This window comes from Brachybacterium sp. B718/18, from assembly GCF_055454375.1.
Map to the genome: position 1 here is coordinate 2,754 of NZ_JBVDDO010000004.1, position 21,785 is coordinate 24,538.

Sequence of the window (21,785 nt, forward strand, 5' to 3'; positions counted from 1 at the left end):
TCGAACACGACCGTGCGGGGGCCGTCCCAGGAGACGGACGTGACGACGCGGTCCTGCTCGTAGGCGAGGGCGCCGTCGAGGGGGCTGGTCGCGCGGACGTGCACGGAGAAGGTCGCGGTGGTGAGGGAGTCCTGCCGCACGGGGGCGAGCTGGGAGGAGGTGAGTGTCAGGGAGACCACCTGCTCGCCGCTGTCGAGGACCTCGGCGTTCAGGTCGAAGCGGGCCGCGCCGCCCGGGCTCTTCTTCGGCGGTGCGGCATGGGCGGGGACGGTGAGGAGGGCGGCGGCGCCGAGGGCGCTGCCCGCGGCTCCCGTCGCGAGGACGGCACGGCGAGGCAGGGACGAGGTCATGGAGAACTCCTTCGTTCGGACCATCGGGGGTGGCTCACGAGGTGATGTAGGCCACGTCGGCGAAGATTAGGTGACGTCGACCAATATCCACAAGAGGCGTCTTACCTCCTGATCCGCTCGCGTTCCGCGTCCCGCCGTCCACCCGACCCTCGGCGATCCAGCGGCCGACCTTCCGCCCAGGACGTCCGGAGGCTCCGGCGATATCCTGACCGCGGACCTCGCGAGCCCGGGAGGAGGCGGACCCATGGCCGATCGACGCGGCGCCCCGCGCGGTGCGCCCTGGCGCCAGGGTGCCCCCTCGCCCCCGTTCGGCCGACCCACCCCGCCTCTCGGCGGCCCGCTCGAGGGCACCATCCACTCCCCGCGCTCGCGCGCCGTCGCCCGACCCCGTCGGCGCGGGCGCTGGCTCACCGTCGGCGTCCCCGTGGTCGTCGGCGGCACCCTCGGACTCAGCGCGTTCATGGTGCTCGGCGTCGCCGCGCTGATCGGCGGCGCGGGGCTCGTCGGCCCCGCCCTCGCGGGACTCGGCATCGCAGGAGCGTTCGGCGGGGGCACGGGGTTCCTGCTGCGCAACCGTCGGCCGCACCGGACCCTGCAGGTCGCCGCATCGGGTTCGATGCCGACGGGCACGCGCACCGCGCTCGAGGCCATCCTGCGCACCTCCCGCACCCAGCAGCGCCGGATCACGAAGGTGCGGCGCCAGGTGCGGCACCCCGCGGTCCGCGAGCTCACCGACCGCGCGGACCTGCTGCTGCAGCGGATCGGCGCCCTGCTCGCCACGGAGTCGATGCAGTCCCGACGGCCGTCCGACGACGACGTCATGCTCCTCGAGGGCATGGCCAAGCGCTACATCCCCGACCTCGTCGAGGCGCTCGAGAACACCGCCGGCTTCCTGGCCACCGACCGGGCGGAGGCCGCCACCCGGGCCCAGGCGAACCTGCGCAGCGTCGAGTCGCAGCTCGCCTCCCTCGACGCCGCGCTCGACCGCGTCGAGGACGATCTGATCGCCCACGTGACCCGCAGCCTCGACGTCCACTCGGCGTTCCTCGACCAGCGCCTCGCCTCCCGCTCCACGGATCCGCTGCTGGATCCGGACGCGGGCCGCGAAGACTGACGGCGCCGGCCGACGGGACCTCCCCCCGGCGTTCCTGCCGGTCGCCATCTGCGCCGACTCGGTGCCCTCGAGCAGGCCTGACCCCAGCCCCGACCCAGCCCCGACCCGACCGACCTCAGCCGAGCCGGCCGGGCTGTCCTGCGCTGATCTCGCCTGAGCCGGGCGAGTCGGCCACGAAAGGGACGTGAGCGGCAACTGCCCTGCATATAGCAGGCCTCGTGCCGCTCACGTCCCTTTGATGGACACGACCGGTCCGCGCCCCTCGGCCAGCTCTTTCTCCTCCGGCCCGCACCCAGGCAAAGATCGACACTGTCGCCTCACGAGCCAGAACCGCCCTCGATCCGGCTCGCCAGCCGACACTGTCGAGCTACCCGCCGATCCTGGCCCGCGCTCAGGCCTCGGCCGCAGCTGCCTCCGGCTCGCGCTTCTCCGCCTCGGCCTCCGCGCCGTCCCCCGCCGACCCCTGCAGCGAGCGGCCGAGCACGAGGTCGAGGTGCTCGGCGAGGGCGCGCAGGGCGCCGTCGTGGTTGTGCTGCCGCACCATCTGCAGGATCTTGCTGTGTTCGTCGTGAGCCTCACGGCCGTCGAAGCTGACGGAACCGCCGGACCAGGTCTGCCGCATCCGGTGGGTGTGGGTGCGGAGGTTCTCGACCATCGTGAGCAGGTAGCGGTTGCGGGCGTGGTTGAAGAACACCTGGTGGAAGGCCCAGTCGGCCTGGAAGTGCTCGTTGATCAGGTCGTAGTCGATCTGCCCGTCGTTCTCGATGCGGGCGAGCACCTCGGCATGGTGAGCGTGGGCGGCTTCGAGGTCGGCGAGCAGCGGCTCCCAGTCCTCGAAGGACTTCCCGAGCGCGGCCGACTCGACGGTGCGGCGCGCGTCGAGCAGCTCGACCATCTGGCCGTCGTCGAGCATCGGCGCGACGACGTAGCCGCGCAGCGCCACGTACTCCACGAGGCCCGAGCGCTCGAGGGAGACCATCGCCTCGCGCACGGGCGTCGGGGAGACCTCGAGGTCACGGGCGAGTCCGTCGATGCTGAGGCGCGAGCCGGGCGCCCAGCGGTTCTCGAGGAGGCGCTGGAGGATCAGCTCCTCGACCTCATCGCGCAGCACCTGTCGTCGAATGGCCATGGTGGGTTCCTTCAGGTGCTGGGGGTCGCTCGGCCCGGATCGGGCTTCCCATAGGATAAGCGGCTCGCGGCGCGCTCTCGGCCGACGTCGGCCGGCCGCGCCGACCACCCCTCGGACCTCCCCGTGCCGGGCTCCCCGCGCTCGGCCTAGGCTCTCAGGCGGGTCCGCCACGCCCCGACCGACCCGAGACCCGAGGAGCCCGTCACGTCCACCATCGCCCCGCGTCGCTTCGGCGCTCTCCGCGACCGCCATTCGCGGCCGTACCTGATCACCGCGGGCCTGTCGATGATGGCCGACAACATCGAGCACGTCATCACCTACTGGTTCCTGTGGCAGGCCTTCCACTCCCCCGCCCTCGTCGGCTTCCAGGTGATCAGCCACTGGCTGCCGTTCCTGCTCTGCTCGGTGTGGTTCGGGGAGCTCGCCGAGCGGTACGACTGCCGGCGCATCATCCAGATCGCCCAGGGTCTGTTCGCGTTCGTGTCGATCGCCTGGGGCGTCCTGTTCCTCACCGACAGCCTGCAGATGTGGCAGGCGTGCGTGCTGCTGGTGCTGCACGGCTGCGCGGGCGCGCTGTGGGGTCCGGCCGAGCAACTGATGCTCCACGATTTCGCCGAGCCGAAGGACCTCCCCGGCGCGGTGCGGCTCAACGCGACGTTCAAGAGCCTCGGCGTGCTCGCGGGGCCGGTGGTCGGCTCGGCGCTGCTGCTCGCCCTCGGCCCCGGCCTGGGGATCCTCGCGAACGTGCTGTTCTACGTGCCGATGACGCTGCTCATGCTGCGCACCCCGTTCACGGGGCACAGCCGGGACGGGTTCGTGCGCCGCGAGCGGCTGGGCCCGATCCGCTCCCTGGGCGTGCTGCGCACCGTCGCCGGCGACCGGGTGCTGGTCTCGATGATCGCGCTCGGCGGGCTGATCGCCGTCGGCGTCGGATCCTCGCTGCAGGTCGCGATGCCGTCGCTGGCCGACGCGCTCGGGGCCGGGGACGCGGGCGCCGCCTACGGCCTGCTGCTCTTCGCCAACGGCGCGGGCGGCGTGCTGGGCGGCTTCCTGCTCGAGGCGACCGGTGTGATCAAGCCCAGCACGCGCGCGGCGGTGGTCGCGACGTTCCTGTTCGGGGTGACGACGATGGTGGTCGCCGTGTCGCCGAGCTACGCCCTGACGATCCTCGCGCTGGTGATCGGCGGCGTCGCGAACCTCGCCTCGATGACCATCGGCCAGGCGGTCGTGCAGCTGCGGGCGCCCGTCGCGCAGCGCGGTCGCGTGATCGGCGTGTACAGCATGCTCACCACGGGCCTGCGCACCGGCAACGGGATCACGCTCGCCGTGCTCGGCTCGTTCATCGGCGTGACCGGCACGGTGCTCGTGGGCGGGGTGACGCTCGTGGTGGGCGCGGTCGTCATCGCAGCGCTGATCGCGCTCGCGGCACGGGGCCGACGGCAGGCGGCCGACGGGGGAACGCCGGTCGGCGAGTAGACGCGGCGGCCGACGGAGGGCCGGCCGGGCCCGCGCCGGTCGGCGAGCAGGGCCCGGGCGGCCCCCAGGGACGGTGAGGCTCAGTACCCGAACGCGAGCGGGGCCGACGGGTCCATCTCGACCCACACCGCCTTCGGCGTCGAGTACTCGAGCAGTCCGTCGTGCCCGCTGGAGCGTCCCGAGCCCGAGTCGCCGAAGCCGCCGAAGGGCGCCATGACGTTGATGGTCTTGTAGCTGTTGACCCACACGGTGCCGGCGCGCAGGGCCCGCGCGACCCGGTGCGCGCGGTCCACGGCGGAGGTCCAGACGGCGCCCGCGAGGCCGAAGTCGGTGGCGTTCGCGAGAGCGATCGCCTCGTCCTCGTCCTCGAAGGGGATCGCGGCGACGACCGGTCCGAAGACTTCCTGCTGGGCGATGGAATCCGTGTTGGAGACCCCGGCGAGCAGCGTCGGCGGGAAGAAGAAGCCCGGGCGGTCGAGCACTGCTCCCCCGGCGAGCACATCGGCCGCCGGAGCGGCCTCGCCAACGAGCGCCGCGATCCTCTCGAGCTGGGTGCGATTCTGGATCGGCCCCACCTGCGTCGCCGGGTCCGTCGCGTCCCCCTGGCGGAGGGAGGTGGCGAGCGCGGCGAGCTTCTCCACCACCTGGTCGTGGACGGAACGGTGGACGAGCAGCCGCGAGCCGGCGACGCAGCTCTGCCCCGCCCCGGAGAAGACGGCGGCCGCTGCCCCGGCGACGGCGCGGTCGAGGTCCGCGTCGGCGAAGACGATGTTGGCGCTCTTCCCACCGAGCTCGAGCACGGATGGGGTGAGCTGCGCGGCGGCGTCGGCGGCGATCCGACGGCCGGTGGCCGGCGACCCGACGAATACCACCTTCGCCACCTCGGGATGGGTGACGAGCCGGTTGCCGGCGGTCGGGCCGAGGCCAGCGAGCACGTTGACGAGGCCGCGGGGTGTGCCCGCGCGCTCGGCCAGCCGCGCGAGGAGCAGCGAGGTGAGCGGGCTCAGCTCGGACGGCTTGAGCACCACGCCGTTGCCGGCGGCGAGCGCGGGGGCTAGCTGCCAGCCCGCAGTGAAGATCGGGGCGTTCCACGGGGTCATCTGCGCGACCACGCCGTACGGCTCGCGCAGCGTGTAGGTGAGGTGGCTCGTGGGGACGGGGATGACCTCGCCGTGCTGCTTGTCGGCCCAGCCGGCGTAGTACTCGAACATCTCCGCGACCTTGGTGACCTCGGCCGTCGCGTCCTTCGAGAGCTTTCCCGCGGTGCGGGACTCGAGGCGCGCGAGCGGCTCGAGGTGCGCGCGGACCTCGGCCCCGATCGCCCAGAGCACGCGGCCGCGGGCGGAGGCGGTGAGCGACCACCACTCGCGCTGGGCCCGTCGGGCGGCCGCGACGGCGGCGTCGACCGCCTCGCGGCCGCCGTCGGCGTAGGCGACGAGGTCGGTGCCGCTCGACGGGTCGACGAGGGTGACCTCCTCCCCCGCGCCGGGGAGGATATCGCCGTCGATGTAGCTGCCCACCGCGGCGGTGCCCAGGAGCTCGGTCCAGAGGCTCAGCTCGGGGGCGGCGGGGGTCCGGGTCGGAGCGGTCATCGTGCGGTCACCATCCTGTTGAAATCGTCGCGGGGGCCGGTGGTGCGGAGGAGCTCGTCCCACATGGAGCGGGCCGCCTCGACCAGGGGCGAGGAGACGCCGAGGTCCGCGGTGAGATCCGCGGCGAGGCCCACGTCACGGGTCATGAGGCCAACGGGGAACCCGGAGTCGTAGCTGTCGCTGAGCACCCAGCGGGGCAGGTTCACCTCGGTGACGGCGGAGCGGCCCGACGCGGTGTTCAGCGCGGCGAGCAGGCGATCCAGGTCGACCTCGGAGGCCTCAGCGGCTCCGTGGAGCGCGCGCGCCGCGGCGAGGTGGATGCCGCACAGGAGGTTGTTGAGCAGCTTCGCGGTGCTGCCGGCGCCAGTCGTGCCGATGTGGTGGACCTGGGCGGCGAGCGGCTCGAGCGCGGCGAGAACCTCCGCGAGGCGATCCTCGGGGCAGCCGAGGAAGACGGTGAGCGAGCCGGTTGCGGCCCCCGCCGGGCCCCCGCTCACGGGGGCGTCGACCAGCAGGTGACCTGCCTCGGCGAGCACCTCCGCCCTCCGCCGGGAGTCGCCCGGCGGGCAGGTGCTCGCGTCGATCACGAGTCGCGGGCCGGGGGCGGCGAGCAGGTCCGGCAGGAGCGCGTCGACCTGGGCGGTGCCCGGCAGGGAGAGGACCAGGACCTCCGCCTCCGCGATCGCCTCGGCGGCCGTCACGCGCCGGGCGCCCCCGGGGGTGGGGACGGGGCCGGGATCCACGCCGAGCACGGGATGGCCGGCGCGGAGGAGGCTCGCGGCCATGCCGCCGCCCATGTGCCCGAGGCCGAAGACCGCCCGGGGCGCGGGATCCTGCGGGCTGGCGCGGTCCGGGCTGGGTGCGGGCGCGGCCATCACACGGCTCCCGTCAGTCGGAGGGTCAGCTCGGCGATCAGGGCGGAGCCGATGTAGGTGCCGAGGAAGACGAGGATCGCGATCGCGAGGATCTTCCACCCCGAGCGCTTGAGGACGTCGATCTCCAGCTTGGAGATCGCGAAGCCGGCGTAGGCGAGCGGAGGCACCGCCAGGGCGAGGAAGTCGATGCCCTCGACGAGCGGGAAGACCGCTCCCGCCCAGGGCAGCATCGGGAGGGTGAGCACCACGGCGACCAGGGAGATCCAGGCGACCGAGGGCAGTCGCAGCGGGACATAGCGCGTCAGCAGCAGGCCGACGATGCACATGCCGTACAGGACGGCGAGCCCGATGACGATGTCGAGGAGACCCAGATCGGTCGCGATGGCTTGGATGGGCACCGAGATGAGGGAGATCAGCGCGAGGTCGCGCAGGGTGCGCCCGAGGTCCATCTTCCGCTCGTCGACCTCGGCGTAGTCGAGATCGGCGAGGTCGTCGGCGGGGCGGTCGGGGGTGGCGTCGGCGGTGGTCATCAGGCGGCCTCTCCCTGGGTGCGGGCGGTGGGGCGGGCGTGGTTGAGCGGGTCGTCGGGGCGGGAGCGGCGGTACATCCACTCCACGAGCGGGAGGGCGACGAACAAGCTCACGTACATGCCGGTCGCGTAGGTGAGCAGGTTCGAGGAGCCCGCGAGCGCGGTGATCGACTCGGTGTCCGCAGGGTTCGCGGCCGCGAGTGCGCCGGAGCAAGCGGCCATCATCGAGCCGGACCCGACGCCGCAGGCCATGGCGAGCGCCTCGAGGCTGAACACGCCGAGGCCGTCGAGCAGCGAGCCGATGATCGCGAAGATGAAGGTGCCGAAGAGGGTGCCCATCACGTAGACGCCGAGCACGCCGGTGCCCTCCGCGCTGCGCAGGCCGTAGCGGTCGGCGATGATCGCGATGTTCGGCTCGCGAGCGATGGAGTGCACGGCGCCGATGGATTCGCGGCCCATGCGCAGGACCCACACGGCCACCGGGAAGGCGAGCACGATCGTGCCGAGGTTGCCGATCTCCTGCAGGAGGAGGGCGGGGCCGGAGCGGATGACGAGCTCGATGCCGGGGCCGATGTCGGCGCCGAACCGGGCGATGAACGGCATGATCGCGACGACGATCAGGGGGCTGGCCGCCGCAGCCCGACGGACCGGCATGATGCGCGAGACCGCAGGGACGATGTTGGGGTTGAGCAGCAGCGCCAACGCGAAGGCGAAGAGCATGGGCAGCAGCAGGATCGTGCCGATGCCGATGGGGATGCGCAGGATCCCGATCAGCTGGCTGACGACGCCGATGACCAGGACCGCCAGGTGCAGGGGCCAGAGCCGGGCCAGTCCGCGGACTGTCTCCATGAGGACTCCTCGGGGACGGGGCCGACGGGCGCTCCTCGTCGTCGAGGGGGCGCGGGTCGGCGGGTGGGGAGGGATCCTTGGAGCGTAGGAGGTCCGCGGCGCACCGGGAAGACCTCGATCGGGCGACACGGTGTTGTCCGCACGGCAACGCTCAGGGGTTATCGCCGGCCATCCAGTGGGAGCAGGCTTGCAGCAGCGCGCGGGACGCGGGTGGGAGCCGACGGTCGCGGCGCACCATGAGCGCGGAGCGCACCGCGCGCAGGTGGTCGTCGGCGATGTCGAAGGTCTGCAGGGCGCGGCCCGCGGGGCGCGGGCTGAGGAAGACCGGCGGGAGCAGCGAGACGGCACGCCCCCGCGCCACGGCGCCGAGGAGGACCGTCTGGGAGTCAGTCTCCAGCACCGTCCGTACGCCCACGGTGTGGACGCGGAGGAACTCGTCGTGGAGGGCGCGCAGCCCGAACCCGCGGGCCATCACCGCCACATCCAGGCCCTCGAGGTCCGACGGCGCGAGGACCGCGCCCACGGGATGGGCGGCCGCCACCGGGTGATAAGCCGCGCAGGTGAGCCGCAGCGGCTCGGGGGCCTCACGGAGCACCGCGACCCGCGGGTGAGGCGCGGGGTGCAGGGCGATCGCGACATCGGCGTCGTCCCGGGCGAGCGTCTCGACCATCGAGTCGGTGCCCCCGGCCTGCACCACGATCGTCACGTCCGGATGCGCGCGCTGGAAGGGGTCGAGCACGTGCTCGTCGACCTGCTCGAGGAAGCCGAGGCCCACCGCGAGCCGCACCGTGCCGGTCGCGGCGCTCCTCCCCAGGGCGACCTCGTCGACGAACAGCGCGTCGAGATCCCGGCGCTCCAGGGCGTAGCGCACCGCGACCCGCCCCAGCTCCGTGACCCGGGCCCCGTCGGCCCCGCGCTCGAACAGCGCCTCGCCCAGCCGACGCTCCGCGGCCGCGATCGTGCGCTGGACGGCCGACGGCGCGATGCCGAGGTCCCGGGCCGCCGCCCGCAGGGAGCCCGCCTGCGCGACCGCGAGGATGCAGCGCAGCGTCCGGTCCGCGAGCACCGGCTCCCCCGTCGGCAGCACCTCAGCCCTTGGGAAGCGCCACCGGCTGCCCGGTCCGCGCCGATTCCTGGGCGGCGGCGACGACGCGGACGGTCGCGAGGCCGGCGTCGCCCGTCGGCGCGACGGCCTCCCCGGCGCGGACCGCGGCGAGGAAGGCGTCGAGCAGCTCGGCGTCGAGGTCGACGCCGTAGGGCAGCCAGCGGCCGGGGCCGCCGACGTGCTGGGCGAAGGCGTCGATCTGCATCTGCCCGCCGGTGCCGACGGCCTGCAGGGTGAGGCCGCCCCAGGTGGGGGCGTCGACCGGCTGCGACCAGGAGCAGTCGATGGTGGCGACCATCCCGCTCCCGTAGGTGAGCGTGACCAGGCCACCGGTCTCGGCGCCGGCCCCGGCGCGGTCGGCGCTGAGGATCCGGTTGGTCACGGCGTGCACGGTCGCGGGCGGCCCGAAGACCGCGTCGAGGATCTGGGCGACGTGGACGGTGTGGTCGACGAGGCTGCCGCCGCCGGAGAGCTCCACATCGGTGAACCAGTCCCGGGCCGTGGGCAGCATGCCGTTGTTGGTGCCGGTCAGGCCGAGGACCTGGCCGAGGCGGCCCTCCGCGATCGCGCCGCGGAGGGTCTGCACGGCGGGCGAGAAGTGGACGGGGAAGGCGGTCATCAGGACGACCCCGGCCTCGCGGCAGGCGGAGACCATCGCCTCGGCGTCGGCGACGGTGGTCGCGAGCGGCTTCTCGCAGAGCACGTGGACGCCGCGCCGGGCGGCCTCGAGCACCAGCTCCCGATGATGCGCGTTCGCGCTGGTCACGATCACGGCCTCGGGACCGTCCGGCCAGGCGGACCATGCCTCGTCGTAGCTGCCGACGAGCCGCTGCGCGGCCACGTCGCCGAAGCCGTCGGGGTCGGCGACGACGAGATCGACGTCGGCGCGCGCATCGAGCAGGGCCGCATATCCGGCGGCGTGGGTATGGGCGCAGCTCAGCAGCGCCACGCGCAGCGGCGCGGCGGGCGTCGGGGCGGCCGACGGGGCGTGCACGGGAGTCAGCATGCGATGCTCCGTCCGGTGTGGAGGGACTCGAGGGCGGCGCGGGCCACCTCGACGGCGCGGACCCCGTCGGCCGCGGTGACGCGCGGGGTCTCGCCGGTGCGTAAAGTCCGGACCGCGGCGAGGATCTCCTCCGCATACGGACTGCGCAGCGCGGTGACGTCGGGCAGGTAGTCGTCGTCGGTGCGCTGACCGGCGGCGACGGCGACCTCGTCGAGGCGCACCTCCGGATCCGTGGCCGAGTCGTACTGGAGGCGGCCCGCGTCCCCCGCGAGATCGAAGGTGTAGCGGAAGACGGTGCCGGGCGGGCCCCAGAACCCGCGGCAGTGGCTGATCGCGCCGCTAGTGTGGGTGAGGACCACGTGGGCGGTGCGCACGGTGGCGTCGCCCTCGGCCGCCGACTGCCGGGCGTAGACCCGCTCGGCGGGCCCGGCGAGCCACAGCGCCTGGTCGATGTCGTGGATCATCTGGTCCATGACCAGGCCGCCGGACTGCGCCTCGTCGGCGAACCAGGGCTGCTGCGGGAAGGAGCCGGTGCGCTCGAAGCGGAGCACGGCGAGGCGACCGATCGCGCCGTCCGCGATGGCCCGCTGCGCGGCGGCGTACTGCGGGAACCAGCGGACCACGTGCGCGGGGAACAGCATCCGACCCTCACGCTCGGCGTGCTCGGCGACGGCTCGGGCGTCCTCGGCCGTCAGGGTCAGCGGCTTCTCGCAGACCACGTCGCGGCCCGCATCGAGCGCCCGGTGGATCAGCTCGGCATGCGTGGGGGTGGGCGTGCAGATGTCGACGACGTCCACCGCGGCGAGCAGGGCGTCGAGGGTCTCGTGGCGGCGGGCGCCGAACTCGGCGGCGAACTCCGCGGCACCGTCGAGGCTGTGGCAGTGCAGCTCCGCCCCGGCCTCGATCCACCCAGGGGCATGGGCGCGGGAGATCCCGCCGGTGCCGATGATGCCGACGCGGAGGGGATCCGGCGGGGCCTTGAGGGGCATGGGTGCTCTCCGTCGTCGGAGCGGTCACGGTCGACGACGATCCTAGTCAGACGCGGGGCGGGGCGGGGGCTCGGGTCGGATCACCCGCCGCCCCGCTCCCCGGAGTCCCTGATGCCCCTGCATGGCACCGTCCAGCTCCACCCCGCCCAGGTCGTCGGCCCCGTCCGGCGGCGCACAGACCGGCCCTGCTGAATCTCCGGGCCTGGCGTGACCTCACCGCCCCACAGGCCTTCAGGTCACGCCACGCGCGGAGTTCCAGCAGGCTGAGCACCCGCCCGAGCCACCGGCAGTCACCTACGGCACCCGAACCGCCTCCGCCGAGCCTCAGCCGGTGACCACCTCGAGCACGGCCCCGGGCCGCACCAGCGCCCGGTCGAGACCCACGCCGGCCGCGCGGTAGCGGCGCTCGAGCGGACGGGCCGCCGCGAGGTCCACCGCCTCACCGTCGACGCGCAGCTCGCGCACTCCGCAGCCGGTCTCCCCGCGGTGGAAGCGGACCGTGAGCAGCCCGCCGTCGTAGGGGATCTCCGCCTCGGCGCCGTCGAGCGCGCCCGGCAGCACCGGGTCGACCTCGAGCCGTCCGGCCCGGGCGCGGAGACCGAGCACGTCCTCGACGATCATCCGCAGCAGCAGCCCGGGACCCGAGGAGTACACGCGCCAGCCGCCCTCGAAGTCGACGGTGCCCTCGCGCATCCGGGCGCCCTCGGCGGCGGCGGTCGCCCGGTCGGGGAAGACCGCGTCGGAGCTCGAGAAGTAGCAGGTGGACTGGCGGATCCGGGCGGAGTCGACACGGTCGGAGAGCCCGATCGGCACGGCCTTCAGCAGTTCGGTCCAGGCCCGCTCGGGTTCGCCGAGGCGGGTGAGCGCCTCGACGTAGCGCAGGTGGGCGTGCATGTACATGAGCCCGATCTCGCGGCCGAAGAAGGTCGCGGTCTCGGCCCGCTGGAACACCTCCATGACGCCGCCGTGGTAGCCGACGGGCCGGTCGAAGAGGTGGATGCCGGTGGGTCCGGTGAGGTGCTCCTCGAGCAGGTCGAGGTGGTGGCGGGCCTGCTCGGGGGTGAGCAGCTCGTCGGCGAGGGCGTGGATGACCTGCAGGGATCCTCGCTGGAGCCCGGTGGTCTCATCGCGCGGGTGGACCAGGTGGCGCACCTCGCCGTCGCGCAGATGGGCGTAGCCGGCCAGTTCCCCGTCCACCAGGAGCAGCTCGGCGAAGGCCTCCAAGGCGCCGTCGGCGAGGCCCTGGCAGCGGGCCGCGAGCGCGGCGACCTCCGGGTCGGCACTCGGATTCGCGTGGGCGGTGAGGGCCGCGGCGAGGTGGCCGAGGGCCTTGATCTCCAGTTCGGTGGTCCAGGTCGAGCAGAGGCTCGCGGCGAGCGCGGGGCTCGCCGGCTGCAGGGAGTCGTTCCAGTCTCCGTGCCCGTAGGCGGGCAGCCGCGGGTCCTCGGTGCGCTGACGGGAGATGTGCTCGACGGCGCGCAGGGCGTGGTCGAGCACGCTGGTCGGCTCGCCGAGGCGGTCCGCGCCGACCCATCCCGCGGTCTCGGCGAGGATGCTCGCGTCGCCGGTGACCTCGAGGTACTCGGCGAGGGCGAGCAGCGGCCAATAGACGACGTCCCCGTGCGCGTCGCGCAGGCCGGGCCCCGCGTATCCGGGGAGGTAGTCGAACCACTGCGGCCAGGTGCCGTCCTCCTGCTGGGCGCCGAGCACGGTCAGCAGGGTACGGCGCAGCTCGGCCGGCTCGTCGGTGGCGAGCAGCAGGCCGACGGGTCCCTGGCACACGTCGCGCGTGCCCCAGGCGCCGCCGGTGTACTGCTCGAGGCCGCGCGGGGAGCGGAAGTGCACGGAGGCGTTCTGCGCGAGCCAGGCCAGGGTCTCGCCGACGGCGGCGACTTCCAGCTCGGCGTCGGCCGACGGGGCGGTCGTGTCGGTCGCCGCGGTCGCGGGGTCGCCCGCTGCCGACGGGGCGGCCGACGGGGCGGCCGACGCGGCACTCAGTCGCGGCAGGCGCGGTCGATAGGGCTCCACCTCCGCCTCCGCGCCGGCTCGCCCGAGCAGCACCTCCACCTCCCGCGCCGCGCCGAGGGCGACGGTGCGCAGCCGCGCGTCGCGGGCGACGGCGTCGGAGTAGAGCGCGGCGTCGCCCGCGATCTCGAGGCTGTGCCCGTCAGCCGCGACCTGCAGGGACAGCTCCTCGCTGCCGTCGACGAGGAGCAGCAGCTCCCCCACCGCGCCCGTGGTGGCCACCGTGAGGCGGACCGTGCCGGGCAGGGCGACCTCGGCGCGCACGCGCACCGTCGCCGCACCGTCGGCAGCCGCCCCGTCGGCCGCGACGTACAGCCAGGTGCAGACCTCCTCGCCCACCGACCAGGCGGTGGGCAGGCCGAGCAGCTGCCACGCGCCGCCCTCGGCGCGGCGGAGCAGGCGGACGCCGCTGGCCCGCTCGAGGCCGAGGTAGGAGCGCCGCACGCCGGTCAGCTCGCCGCTCGAGGCGTGGCCGATCGTGAGCTGCGAGCAGAACACGCCGCGCATCCAGGAGGTGGAGGCGACGACGTCGAGGTCCGCGGCGGCGCGCGCATGGACCTGCTGCACGTGGCCATGGGGGCGCAGAACCGCGCGCTCCTTCGCGGCGGCGACCACGTGACCGGCAGGCCCGAAGGCGGAGAGGACGGCGCCGCGGTCCTCCTCGAGCAGGCGCAGCGCGCCGCCGGCGAGCGCCTCGAGATCGCTGCGGGTCGCCTCGCGCACGGGCAGCTCGGCGGCGGTCGCGAGGAGGCTGCGGGGCACCTCGGTGTTCTCGGCGGCAGAGCCCAGCGTGGGCGCCGCGCCCTCCGCAGCACCCTCCCCGTCGAGCACCCGCTCGCGCAGGGCGTCGACGAGCGCGGCGTCGGCTTCGGTCGTGGCCGCGGGGTGGTCGGCGACGACCGCGCCCCAGAACACCGTCGACCAGCTCTCGCCGGGGGCGAGGGAGACCACGGCGGTGCGCAGCGCGGCGAGGGTGTGCTCGTGCTGGAGCCGCTCGGAGGGCAGGTCACGGGCGGGATCGAGGCCGGCGCCGGTGCGCTGGTCGAGGAGCTGCAGCGCGTCGGTCCCCCACTGGGCGACGGGGGCGTCGGCCCCGATCACGCCCCACGGCACCTCGCCCGCGGGCATGTTCTGCCGCACGGCGAGCGCGAGCCCGGCACCGTACGCGCCGTGGCGCACCGGGGTGAGGTCGAGGTACTGGGCGACGTACTGCTCGTTCCGCCGCACCGCGTCGCGCGGGGTGAGCGCCACGTCGAGGGTGTGCAGCAGATCCACCTCGACGGCGGAGCCCCGATCGTTGCGCACGGTGACGCTCCAGGCCCAGCCCTCGCCGACCGCGGCGAGGCGGGCGGTGGCGGCGAGGCCGGCGGGGGCGCTCTGCACCGTGCCGTCGGCCGCGCGGACACCCAGCACGGCGGGGCCGGTGAGCGGCGCGGTCATCTCCCAGGCGGAGGCGCCGACGGGGCGGACCCGCAGGTGCACGCCCGCAGGTCCGGACTCGGCGGGAGAGGCCGGGTACTGCAGCAGGCTGAGCGCTCCGGCGTCGAGGCGAGCCGGGTCGCCCGCAGGGGTCAGCTCGAGGGCGATCGGCAGGGTGCGCGTCGCGTGGGGCGCGGCGGTGGTCGTGGAGGTCATCGGGTCTCCTCGGGGAGGTCGGGGGAGGTCTCGGGGCCGCTGGAGCCGGGGGTCGCGCAGCCGCAGCTGCCGCGGTGGACGATGCGGGAGTCGAGGACGACCGGTTCCGGATCGGGGTCGGCACCGTCGACGAGGGCGGCGAGGCGGCGGGCGGCGAGCGCGCCCAGCTCCTCGACGGGCTGGGCGACGGTGGTCAGGCCCGGGCGCACGTAGCGGGCGGCGTGCACGTCGTCCCAGCCCACGACGGCGATGCCGCCGGGGACCTCCACGCCCTGCTCCTGCAGCTGGTGCATGAGCGCGAGGGCCAGCTGGTCGTTGCCGCAGACGATCGCGTCGAGGTCGAGGCCGTCGGCGACGATCTCGCGCGCGACCTGCGTGCCGGACTCGTCGACCGCGTCGGCCGCGAACGTCGTCGCGCTCTGGAGCCCGGCATCGCGCAGGGCGCTGAGGTAGCCCGTGTAGCGGGCGCCGATGTCGGAGTCCGGCTCGGGCCGGCCCAGGAAGGCGATGCGGCGGCGGCCCGCCTCGACCAGGTGCGCGGTGAGGCGGGCGGCGGTGACCTCGTTCTCGGTGAAGAAGGCGTCGCGGCCGGGGATGCGGCCGCGTGCGGCGGTGACCACGGGCCGACGACGGCCGATCTCCGCCACGAGGGCGTCGTCCGCCGCGCTGCGCGACATGAAGGCGATGCCGTCGACCTTGCCGGCGAGCTGGCGGACGGCCCGCTCCGGATCGGTGTCGGGGCCGGTCAGGAGGATGACGACGGACAGTCCGAGGTCGCTCGCGGCGGTCTCGAAACCCACCAACACGGCCGCGTAGTAGGGGCCGTCGATGCCGGGCAGCACGAGGCCGAGCGCGTTGGTGCGCCGGCCGGCGAGGGCCCGGGCCGATCCGTCGGGGACGTAGTTCAGCTCGCGCGCGGCGGTCAGCACCGCCTCCCGGGTGCGGGGCGCGACCTTGTCGCTCCCGGCGAGGGCCCGGGAGACCGTCGCGGTGGAGACGCCCGCGTGTTCCGCGACCGCGTAGATGGTGGCGGAGCCCCGCTCGGACCTCTTCGTCGTCTGCCTGCTCATGACGTGCGCCTTCCTGCTCGACCTCGATGACCGTGCGGCCCGCGTCGACCGCGACCCTCTCGACCCGCACCGGGAGGGTCCTCGACGTGCCCGGCCGTGGTGGATATGCTTGTGCCCCGAGGGTGCAAGCGCTTACATGGCTTCACCGTAGACGACGGTCGACGCCGCGTCCACCCGACAGCGGGCCCCCGGCCCGACCCCCGACACCGACGACGGGATGTCCCCGAATGCTCACCATCGACCGCCGCCGCCTGCTGATCCACGAAGAGCCGCGACTGATCCTGGCCGGCGAGATCCACTACTTCCGCGTGCCCCGCGAGCAGTGGGCCGCGCGCATCACGCAGCTCGCCGAGGCCGGCGCGAACACCGTGGCCAGCTACATCCCGTGGGTCTTCCACGAGCTGCCCGACGGCACCCTCGACCTCACCGGCGCCACCCGCCCGGAGCGCGACCTCGCCGCCTTCCTCGACCTCTGCGCCGAGGCGGGGCTGTGGTTCATCGCCCGCCCCGGCCCCTTCCAGATGGCGGAGCTGAAGAACGAGGGCCTCCCCTACCGGCTCTACTCCGAGCACCCGGAGATCGTGCCCGTCGGCTGGGACGGCGCGCCCGCGCCGAGCCGCACCGTCGACTACCTCGCCCCGGCCTTCCTCGCCGAGGCCGACCGCTGGTACGCCGCGGTGATGCCGCTGCTCGCCGAGCGGCTGGTCCAGCACGGCGGCCCGATCATCTCGGTGCAGCTGGACAACGAGATCGGCATGCTCGCCTGGGTCACGAACTCCCCCGACCTCACCGACGATCTCCTCTCCGACCTGCGCGGATGGATCCGTGAGCACCGCGCGGACGCCGCCCGGACGTACCCCGCGCTCGAGGAGGACGACGCCGCCTGGGCCCGCACCGTGCGCAGCCCCGAGGAGGCCTGGGCGGGCGCCCTGCGTGTGGACCTGACGCGGTTCCTGCGCGGCCGCTTCGCCCGCTACGTCGACCATCTGCGCGCGGCCGCCGAGTCGCACGGCGTGCGTGATGTGCCCTTCGTGATCAACATCCACGGCACAGAGGAGGGCTCCGCGCTCGGCATCAGCCAGCTGGTGGAGACCTATTCCGGCCGGCCCGGCTACCTCTCCGGCTCCGACCACTACGCCGGGGACATGACCCTCGACGTCACGACCGACATGTACGTGCTGAACGCCTTCCAGCAGGCGGTCCACGACGACGACCAGCCGCTGACCTCCCTCGAGTTCGAGGCCGGGACCGGCGACTACGGCGACGGGATGGAGCGGCTCGCCGAGCCCGCCACCGCCGACCTCAAGAGCCGCCTGTTCGTCGCCCAGGGCAACCGGATGCTGAACTACTACCTCTTCGCCGGCGGACACAACCCGCCGCTCGACGAGCCCGTCGGCGACGGCAACGACCGCCTCGCCTTCACCGGGCGCCGGCACGGCTTCGCGGCCCCCGTCGGCCCCGAGGGCCAGGCCTCCCCGACCCTCGCGCCCCTCGCCGCGGCCATGCGCCAGCTGGCGCTGCACGAGAGGCACCTCGCGAACGCCGTCGAGGAGCTCGACGACCTCGCGCTCGGCCTCGTGCTCGACTCCTACGCGACCGAGCTGCGGCATCCGGACAGCGAGATCATGGGCGAGATCGTCCAGGACCTCGAGCTGCACCGCGGGCCCGGCCAGCGCAAGGCCCTCGCCCGCTCCGCGCTCTTCCAGGGCTACCGCTTCGACGCGGTCGACGTCGCCTCCCCGCGGCCGCGGCCGGGTGGGGCGGGTCGGCGCGTCCTCATGCTCGCCTCCTCGCGGCACCTCGATCCGCACGTGCAGCAGCAGCTCGCCGATCACGTCACCGGCGGCGGGGGGCTCCTGCTGCTGGGCGTGCTGCCCGAGCGGGACCTCGAGGGACGGCCCTGCCGGATCCTCGCCGATGCCCTCGGCCTCTCCGCCGCGCCCGTGCGCCACGACTCCTCGCGCTTCCACCCGTCCGTCCTCTGGGCCGAGGACCGCGCGGTGCTCGACGAGACGCGGGTGGGTTGGTTCCAGGAGCTCTCGGGCCCGGACGCCCGTCCGGTGCTCACCACCGTCGACGGCGAGACCTGCGGCGTCGAGGTACGGCGCGGCGAGGGGCGGGCGATCCTGCTCGCCGCGGGCCTCCCCTCGCACCTGGGCCTGTTCGGGCAGGCCCTCGAGCGCCTCGGCGCTGTGCCCGGTCTGCGCCTGCGTTCGAGCGTCCCCGGGGTCGTCGCCACGACCACCCGCGACGAGCACGGCGGCCGCATGCTGCACCTGCTCAACGTCACCGGGTACCGGCCGGACGTCACGATCGAGCTCGACGGGGAGCGGCTCGAGCTGCGTCCCGCCCCGCACACCGGCTACCTGCTCGCGCGCGGGCTGGACGTGGGCCGCGCCCGGATCGAGGAGGCGAACGCCGAGCTCACGACCATCTCCGACGAGCAGCTCTCCTTCGCCGAGCCCGCCGGGGAGCGGCTCCGGGTGGTGCTCCGGACCGACGCGCCGGTCACGGCCGACGGGCCCGGTGCGCGTGCCGCCCGGTCCGGGGAGCGGGTGCTGGTCACGGCCGACGGCCCGGTGCGCGTGCATCTCGGCTGAGGCGGCCGGGGCTGAGGGGGCGGCCAGGTTTGAGCGCCTGGCCGGGTTCGAGCGCCTGGCCGGGTTTGAGCGCCTGGCCGGGGCGAGAATGGTTGTGCCCGGCCCTCCCCCGCCGGCCCTGCTGAAACTCCGCGCCAGGCGTGACCTCACCGCCTGTGGGGGCTTCAGGTCACGCCACACGCGGAGTTTCAGCAGCCGGCTCCCCGCACCCAGCAGCCCGGCAGCCTGGCCCGACCTCGGCCCCGTCGCCCCCGGCGCCGCCCCCAGCCCCGGCGCGCCCACCGCGGAGATCACGGCTTGTAGAGGTCGGCGAAGGGGTTCGGGATCGCCTCCAGCAGCTGCCGCGTGTACTCGTCGCGCGGGGTGCGGATCACGTCGATCGCCTCCCCGTGCTCGACCACGCGGCCCTTGTTCAGCACGATCACGTCGTCGGCCAGCATGCGGGCCGAGAGCAGGTCGTGGGTGATGTAGAGGATGCCCACGTCGGAGTCGGCGACCAGACGCTGGAGCAGCTCGAGCACCTCGGCGCGGATCGACACGTCGAGGCTCGAGATCGGCTCGTCGGCGATGATCAGCTCCGGATCGGCGGCGAGCGCCCGCGCGATCACCACGCGCTGGCGCTGCCCGCCGGACAGCTCGAAGGCGTGCCGGGACCGGTAGCGGCGGGCCGGGGTGAGGGCGACCCGTTCGAGCAGCTCGTCGATCGCCGCGCTCAGCTCCGCCCGCCCCATGGAGCGGTGGTTCTTCAGCGGCCGCGACAGGATGTACTCGAGGGTCTTGTTGGGGTTCAGCGACGAGTAGGGGTCCTGGAACACCATCTGCACGAGGGAGCGGTAGCCGCGCAGGGCGCGGCCGCCGAGGGTGCCCACGTCGAGCGGGCCCTCCTTCGCGTGGAACGTGATCGTGCCCGTCGTCGGCCGATCCACGCCCGTGATCATGCGGGCGAGCGTGGACTTGCCCGAGCCGGACTGGCCCACGAGCGCGGTGACCATGCCGCGGCGCAGCTGGAAGCTGACGTCGTCCACGGCGAGGGTCTCGCGGGTGCGCAGGCCCTGCCGGGAGTGGAACACCTTCGTCACGCCGTCGACCTCGAGGAACACCTCGCCGCGCAGCGCCTCCTTGGTGTCCGCGACGGTCTTCTCGAAGGCGGGGCCCGCGAAGCGGACGGTGCGCGGCGGGAGGCCCTGCGTCTCCGGCGCCTCACGCTGCAGCCGCGCCACGTGGCAGGCCGCCCGGGGCGGGGTCCACGTGCCGTGGGAGTCGAGGCGCAGACCGGTGACGGCGTCGTCCTTCCGCAGCGCCGGCATCTCCAGCAGCTGCGGGGCGTCGGTCAGGCACTGCGCGATCTTCTCGGGGCAGCGGGGCGCGAAGGGGCAGCCGGTCAACGGCTGCGAGAGGTCCGGCGGACGCCCCGGCACATAGGTGATCCGGACCGTCTCCTGGCGGGGGTCGCCGTAGGAGCCGAGCAGGCCCTTCGTGTAGGGGTGCAGCGGCTCGCGCAGCAGGTCGTCGGTGTCGTGCTCCTCGACGATCCGCCCCGCGTACATCACCAGGATCCGGTCGGAGAGGTCCATGACGGTGCCGATGTCGTGGCTGATGAACAGCACCGCGAATCCCTGCTCCGCCTGGAGCTTGCGGACGCCCTCGAGGATGGAGCGCTGCACGACCACGTCCAGGCCCGTGGTCGGCTCGTCCAGCAGTACGAACTTCGGGTCGTTGACCAGCGCGAGCGCGAGGTTGACGCGCTGCTTCATACCGCCCGAGAGCTCGTGCGGGTAGGCGCGGATGAACCGGTGGTCGATGAGGACGAGGTCGAAGAGCTCCTTGATCCGCTCGACCACCTCGGCGCCGCGGCGCGAGGAGTGCAGCTCGATCGCGTCGCGGAACTGGTCCTCGACGCGCACCACCGGGTTCAGCGAGTTCATCGAGGACTGGAAGACGGTGGAGATGTCGCGCCAGCGGTAGGGGCGCAGCTCCTCCTGGCTCATCGCGGTGATGTCCCGGCCGTCGAAGCGGATGGTGCCGCCGGTGATCCGGCCCGGCTTCTCGGTGAGCCGCAGGAGGGCCGTGCCCAGGGTCGACTTGCCCGAGCCGGACTCCCCGATGAGCCCCACGAACTCACCGGGACGGATCGAGAAGGAGACGTCCTGCACGGCGTCGAGGGCCGGGTGGAGCTTCGGCTCGTAGCGGACGGTGAGGCCGTCGACCTCGAGCAGCGGGGCGTCGGGGGCGGGGAGGTTCTCGGCGGGGCCGGTGCGCTCACGGCCGACGGGGGCCGCGGTCGCGTCGGCGCCGCCGACGGTCGGCGCGGGCCGGGGCTCGTTGTTCTGGGCATGCTCGCTCATGTCAGCCGTCCTCTCGCAGGTGCGGGTTCGAGATGAGGTCGATGCCGAAGTTGATCAGGGTCAGCGCCATGATCAGGCCCGACAGCGCGAGGCCCGGCACCAGCAGCCAGACCCACAGGCCCTGGGCGAGGGCGCCCTGCAGCTGCGCCTGATAGAGCATCGTCCCCCAGGAGATCGACTCGGTGTTGCCGAGCCCGAGGAAGCTGAGCCCCGCCTCCGCGCCGATCGCCCCGGTCGCGGCGCCGAAGAAGCCGGCGGCCACCAGGGAGGTCATCTGCGGGAGGATCTCGCGGAAGATGATCGTGGGGGTGCGGTCACCGGCGAACTTCGCCGCCGTGACGAAGTCCCGGTGTCGCAGCGTGATCATCAGCGAGCGCTTGGACCGGGCGGCGCCGGCCCAGGAGATGATGCCGATGATCAGGATCGTGAACCACACCGAGCGGACCTCGGAGTAGGCCATCAGGGTGATGATCAGCGGCAGCGTCGGCACCACGAGGGCGACGTTGGTGACCAGCGACAGCACGTCGTCGATCCAGGTGCCCTCGAAGTAGCCGGAGGTCAGACCGATGATCAGGCCGAGCACGGTGGCGAACAGGCCGCCGAACAGGCCGACGATCAGGGAGACCCGGGTGCCCCAGATCAGCTGGCTGAAGATGTCCGCGCCCTGGGTGGTGGTGCCCATCCAGTGCTCCGCGCTCGGCAGCAGCACCGGCGCGAAGGTCGTGTCGTCGCCGCGGTAGGGCGCGATCAACGGGGCCGCGAGCGCGATCAGCACGTACAGGCCCAGCAGCACGATGCCGACGCGGGCCTTCTTCGAGGCCCAGAGGATCTGGAACCAGGAGGGGCCGTGGTCGATGCGGTCGGTCTGCTCCGCCTCGGCGAGGGCGAGGTCCGTCAGGACGCTCGCATCGGCCGTCGCGGCCGACGCGCCGGGCAGCGGGGCCGTGCCGCCCGCCGGGGAGGCTCCGGCCGCCGGGCCGTCGCCGCGCTCGTCGGCCGGACCGGAGCCGCGTGCCCCGTCGGCTGGACCGGAGCCGCGCGCCCCGTCGGGCCCGGAGCCTTTCGGGCGGGGGTGGACGTCGTCGTGGTCCGCCAT

General features: G+C 73.9%; 15 protein-coding genes and 1 pseudogene. 3 read left to right on the forward strand and 13 right to left on the reverse strand.

Annotated elements, in window-relative coordinates; genetic code table 11:
• Positions 1-350: pseudogene (locus ACZCAH_RS07790) on the reverse strand (prolyl oligopeptidase family serine peptidase); the annotation flags it as partial.
• A 244-nt stretch (positions 351-594) separates the two neighbouring features.
• Here ACZCAH_RS07790 and ACZCAH_RS07795 point away from each other — a divergent pair.
• Positions 595-1,464: a hypothetical protein gene (locus tag ACZCAH_RS07795; protein WP_464340521.1), complete on the forward strand. Its 870-nt coding sequence runs from the start codon at positions 595-597 to the stop codon at positions 1,462-1,464.
• A gap of 391 nt (positions 1,465-1,855) precedes the next feature.
• On the opposite strand, the gene ACZCAH_RS07800 is transcribed toward ACZCAH_RS07795, so the two are convergent.
• Complete coding sequence (locus tag ACZCAH_RS07800) at positions 1,856-2,593, reverse strand: GntR family transcriptional regulator (RefSeq protein WP_464340522.1); 738 nt, start codon at positions 2,591-2,593, stop codon at positions 1,856-1,858.
• Between the two features lie 267 nt (positions 2,594-2,860).
• Between ACZCAH_RS07800 and ACZCAH_RS07805 the strand changes: the two genes are divergently transcribed.
• The gene (locus tag ACZCAH_RS07805; protein WP_464340778.1) at positions 2,861-4,069 is read left to right on the forward strand and encodes an MFS transporter; all 1,209 of its coding nucleotides are present in this window, start codon (positions 2,861-2,863) and stop codon (positions 4,067-4,069) included.
• Positions 4,070-4,149: 80 nt separating this feature from the next.
• Here the strand turns inward: ACZCAH_RS07805 and ACZCAH_RS07810 are convergent, their stop codons facing one another.
• From ACZCAH_RS07810 to ACZCAH_RS07850, 9 genes are all read right to left on the reverse strand, one after another.
• Entirely contained in the window at positions 4,150-5,661 is a 1,512-nt protein-coding gene (locus tag ACZCAH_RS07810) for an aldehyde dehydrogenase family protein (RefSeq protein WP_464340523.1), read from the reverse strand.
• Entirely contained in the window at positions 5,658-6,536 is an 879-nt protein-coding gene (locus ACZCAH_RS07815) for an NAD(P)-dependent oxidoreductase (RefSeq protein WP_464340524.1), read from the reverse strand. Before ACZCAH_RS07815 ends, ACZCAH_RS07810 begins: the two co-directional genes overlap by 4 nt.
• Complete coding sequence (locus ACZCAH_RS07820) at positions 6,536-7,066, reverse strand: hypothetical protein (RefSeq protein WP_464340525.1); 531 nt, start codon at positions 7,064-7,066, stop codon at positions 6,536-6,538. The genes ACZCAH_RS07815 and ACZCAH_RS07820 overlap by 1 nt, the downstream gene beginning before the upstream one ends.
• A complete protein-coding gene (locus tag ACZCAH_RS07825; RefSeq protein ID WP_464340526.1) occupies positions 7,066-7,914 on the reverse strand; it encodes a DUF3100 domain-containing protein in 849 nt (282 codons plus the stop codon). The genes ACZCAH_RS07820 and ACZCAH_RS07825 overlap by 1 nt, the downstream gene beginning before the upstream one ends.
• Before the next feature lie 151 nt (positions 7,915-8,065).
• Complete coding sequence (locus tag ACZCAH_RS07830; RefSeq protein ID WP_464340527.1) at positions 8,066-9,001, reverse strand: LysR family transcriptional regulator; 936 nt, start codon at positions 8,999-9,001, stop codon at positions 8,066-8,068.
• Between the two features lies 1 nt (position 9,002).
• Positions 9,003-10,025, reverse strand: coding sequence for a Gfo/Idh/MocA family protein (locus ACZCAH_RS07835; protein ID WP_464340528.1), 1,023 nt, complete (start codon positions 10,023-10,025; stop codon positions 9,003-9,005).
• Positions 10,019-11,014 (reverse strand): Gfo/Idh/MocA family protein, encoded by a 996-nt coding sequence (locus ACZCAH_RS07840; protein ID WP_464340529.1) that lies wholly within the window; start codon positions 11,012-11,014, stop codon positions 10,019-10,021. The genes ACZCAH_RS07835 and ACZCAH_RS07840 overlap by 7 nt, the downstream gene beginning before the upstream one ends.
• 324 nt (positions 11,015-11,338) lie before the next feature.
• Positions 11,339-14,674, reverse strand: coding sequence for a GH36-type glycosyl hydrolase domain-containing protein (locus ACZCAH_RS07845; protein WP_464340530.1), 3,336 nt, complete (start codon positions 14,672-14,674; stop codon positions 11,339-11,341).
• Positions 14,671-15,744 (reverse strand): LacI family DNA-binding transcriptional regulator, encoded by a 1,074-nt coding sequence (locus tag ACZCAH_RS07850; protein WP_464340531.1) that lies wholly within the window; start codon positions 15,742-15,744, stop codon positions 14,671-14,673. Before ACZCAH_RS07850 ends, ACZCAH_RS07845 begins: the two co-directional genes overlap by 4 nt.
• 227 nt (positions 15,745-15,971) lie before the next feature.
• Between ACZCAH_RS07850 and ACZCAH_RS07855 the strand changes: the two genes are divergently transcribed.
• On the forward strand, positions 15,972-18,344 hold the full coding sequence (locus ACZCAH_RS07855) for a beta-galactosidase (protein WP_464340532.1): 2,373 nt from the start codon (positions 15,972-15,974) through the stop codon (positions 18,342-18,344).
• Positions 18,345-18,634: 290 nt separating this feature from the next.
• Here ACZCAH_RS07855 and ACZCAH_RS07860 read toward each other — a convergent pair whose 3' ends face one another.
• Together ACZCAH_RS07860 and ACZCAH_RS07865 are read right to left on the reverse strand one after the other, a co-directional pair.
• Complete coding sequence (locus tag ACZCAH_RS07860) at positions 18,635-20,689, reverse strand: ABC transporter ATP-binding protein (RefSeq protein WP_464340533.1); 2,055 nt, start codon at positions 20,687-20,689, stop codon at positions 18,635-18,637.
• A 1-nt stretch (position 20,690) separates the two neighbouring features.
• Complete coding sequence (locus ACZCAH_RS07865) at positions 20,691-21,785, reverse strand: ABC transporter permease (protein WP_464340534.1); 1,095 nt, start codon at positions 21,783-21,785, stop codon at positions 20,691-20,693.

Coding starts and splice junctions, on each gene's coding strand:
- ACZCAH_RS07800 (WP_464340522.1), bottom strand. CDS start 2,593: ATGGCCATTCGACGACAGGTGCTGCGCGATGAGGTCGAGGAGCTGATC.
- ACZCAH_RS07845 (WP_464340530.1), bottom strand. CDS start 14,674: ATGACCTCCACGACCACCGCCGCGCCCCACGCGACGCGCACCCTGCCG.
- ACZCAH_RS07865 (WP_464340534.1), bottom strand. CDS start 21,785: ATGGCGGACCACGACGACGTCCACCCCCGCCCGAAAGGCTCCGGGCCC.
- ACZCAH_RS07860 (WP_464340533.1), bottom strand. CDS start 20,689: ATGAGCGAGCATGCCCAGAACAACGAGCCCCGGCCCGCGCCGACCGTC.
- ACZCAH_RS07850 (WP_464340531.1), bottom strand. CDS start 15,744: ATGAGCAGGCAGACGACGAAGAGGTCCGAGCGGGGCTCCGCCACCATC.
- ACZCAH_RS07840 (WP_464340529.1), bottom strand. CDS start 11,014: ATGCCCCTCAAGGCCCCGCCGGATCCCCTCCGCGTCGGCATCATCGGC.
- ACZCAH_RS07825 (WP_464340526.1), bottom strand. CDS start 7,914: ATGGAGACAGTCCGCGGACTGGCCCGGCTCTGGCCCCTGCACCTGGCG.
- ACZCAH_RS07855 (WP_464340532.1), top strand. CDS start 15,972: ATGCTCACCATCGACCGCCGCCGCCTGCTGATCCACGAAGAGCCGCGA.
- ACZCAH_RS07820 (WP_464340525.1), bottom strand. CDS start 7,066: ATGACCACCGCCGACGCCACCCCCGACCGCCCCGCCGACGACCTCGCC.
- ACZCAH_RS07810 (WP_464340523.1), bottom strand. CDS start 5,661: ATGACCGCTCCGACCCGGACCCCCGCCGCCCCCGAGCTGAGCCTCTGG.
- ACZCAH_RS07795 (WP_464340521.1), top strand. CDS start 595: ATGGCCGATCGACGCGGCGCCCCGCGCGGTGCGCCCTGGCGCCAGGGT.
- ACZCAH_RS07835 (WP_464340528.1), bottom strand. CDS start 10,025: ATGCTGACTCCCGTGCACGCCCCGTCGGCCGCCCCGACGCCCGCCGCG.
- ACZCAH_RS07815 (WP_464340524.1), bottom strand. CDS start 6,536: ATGGCCGCGCCCGCACCCAGCCCGGACCGCGCCAGCCCGCAGGATCCC.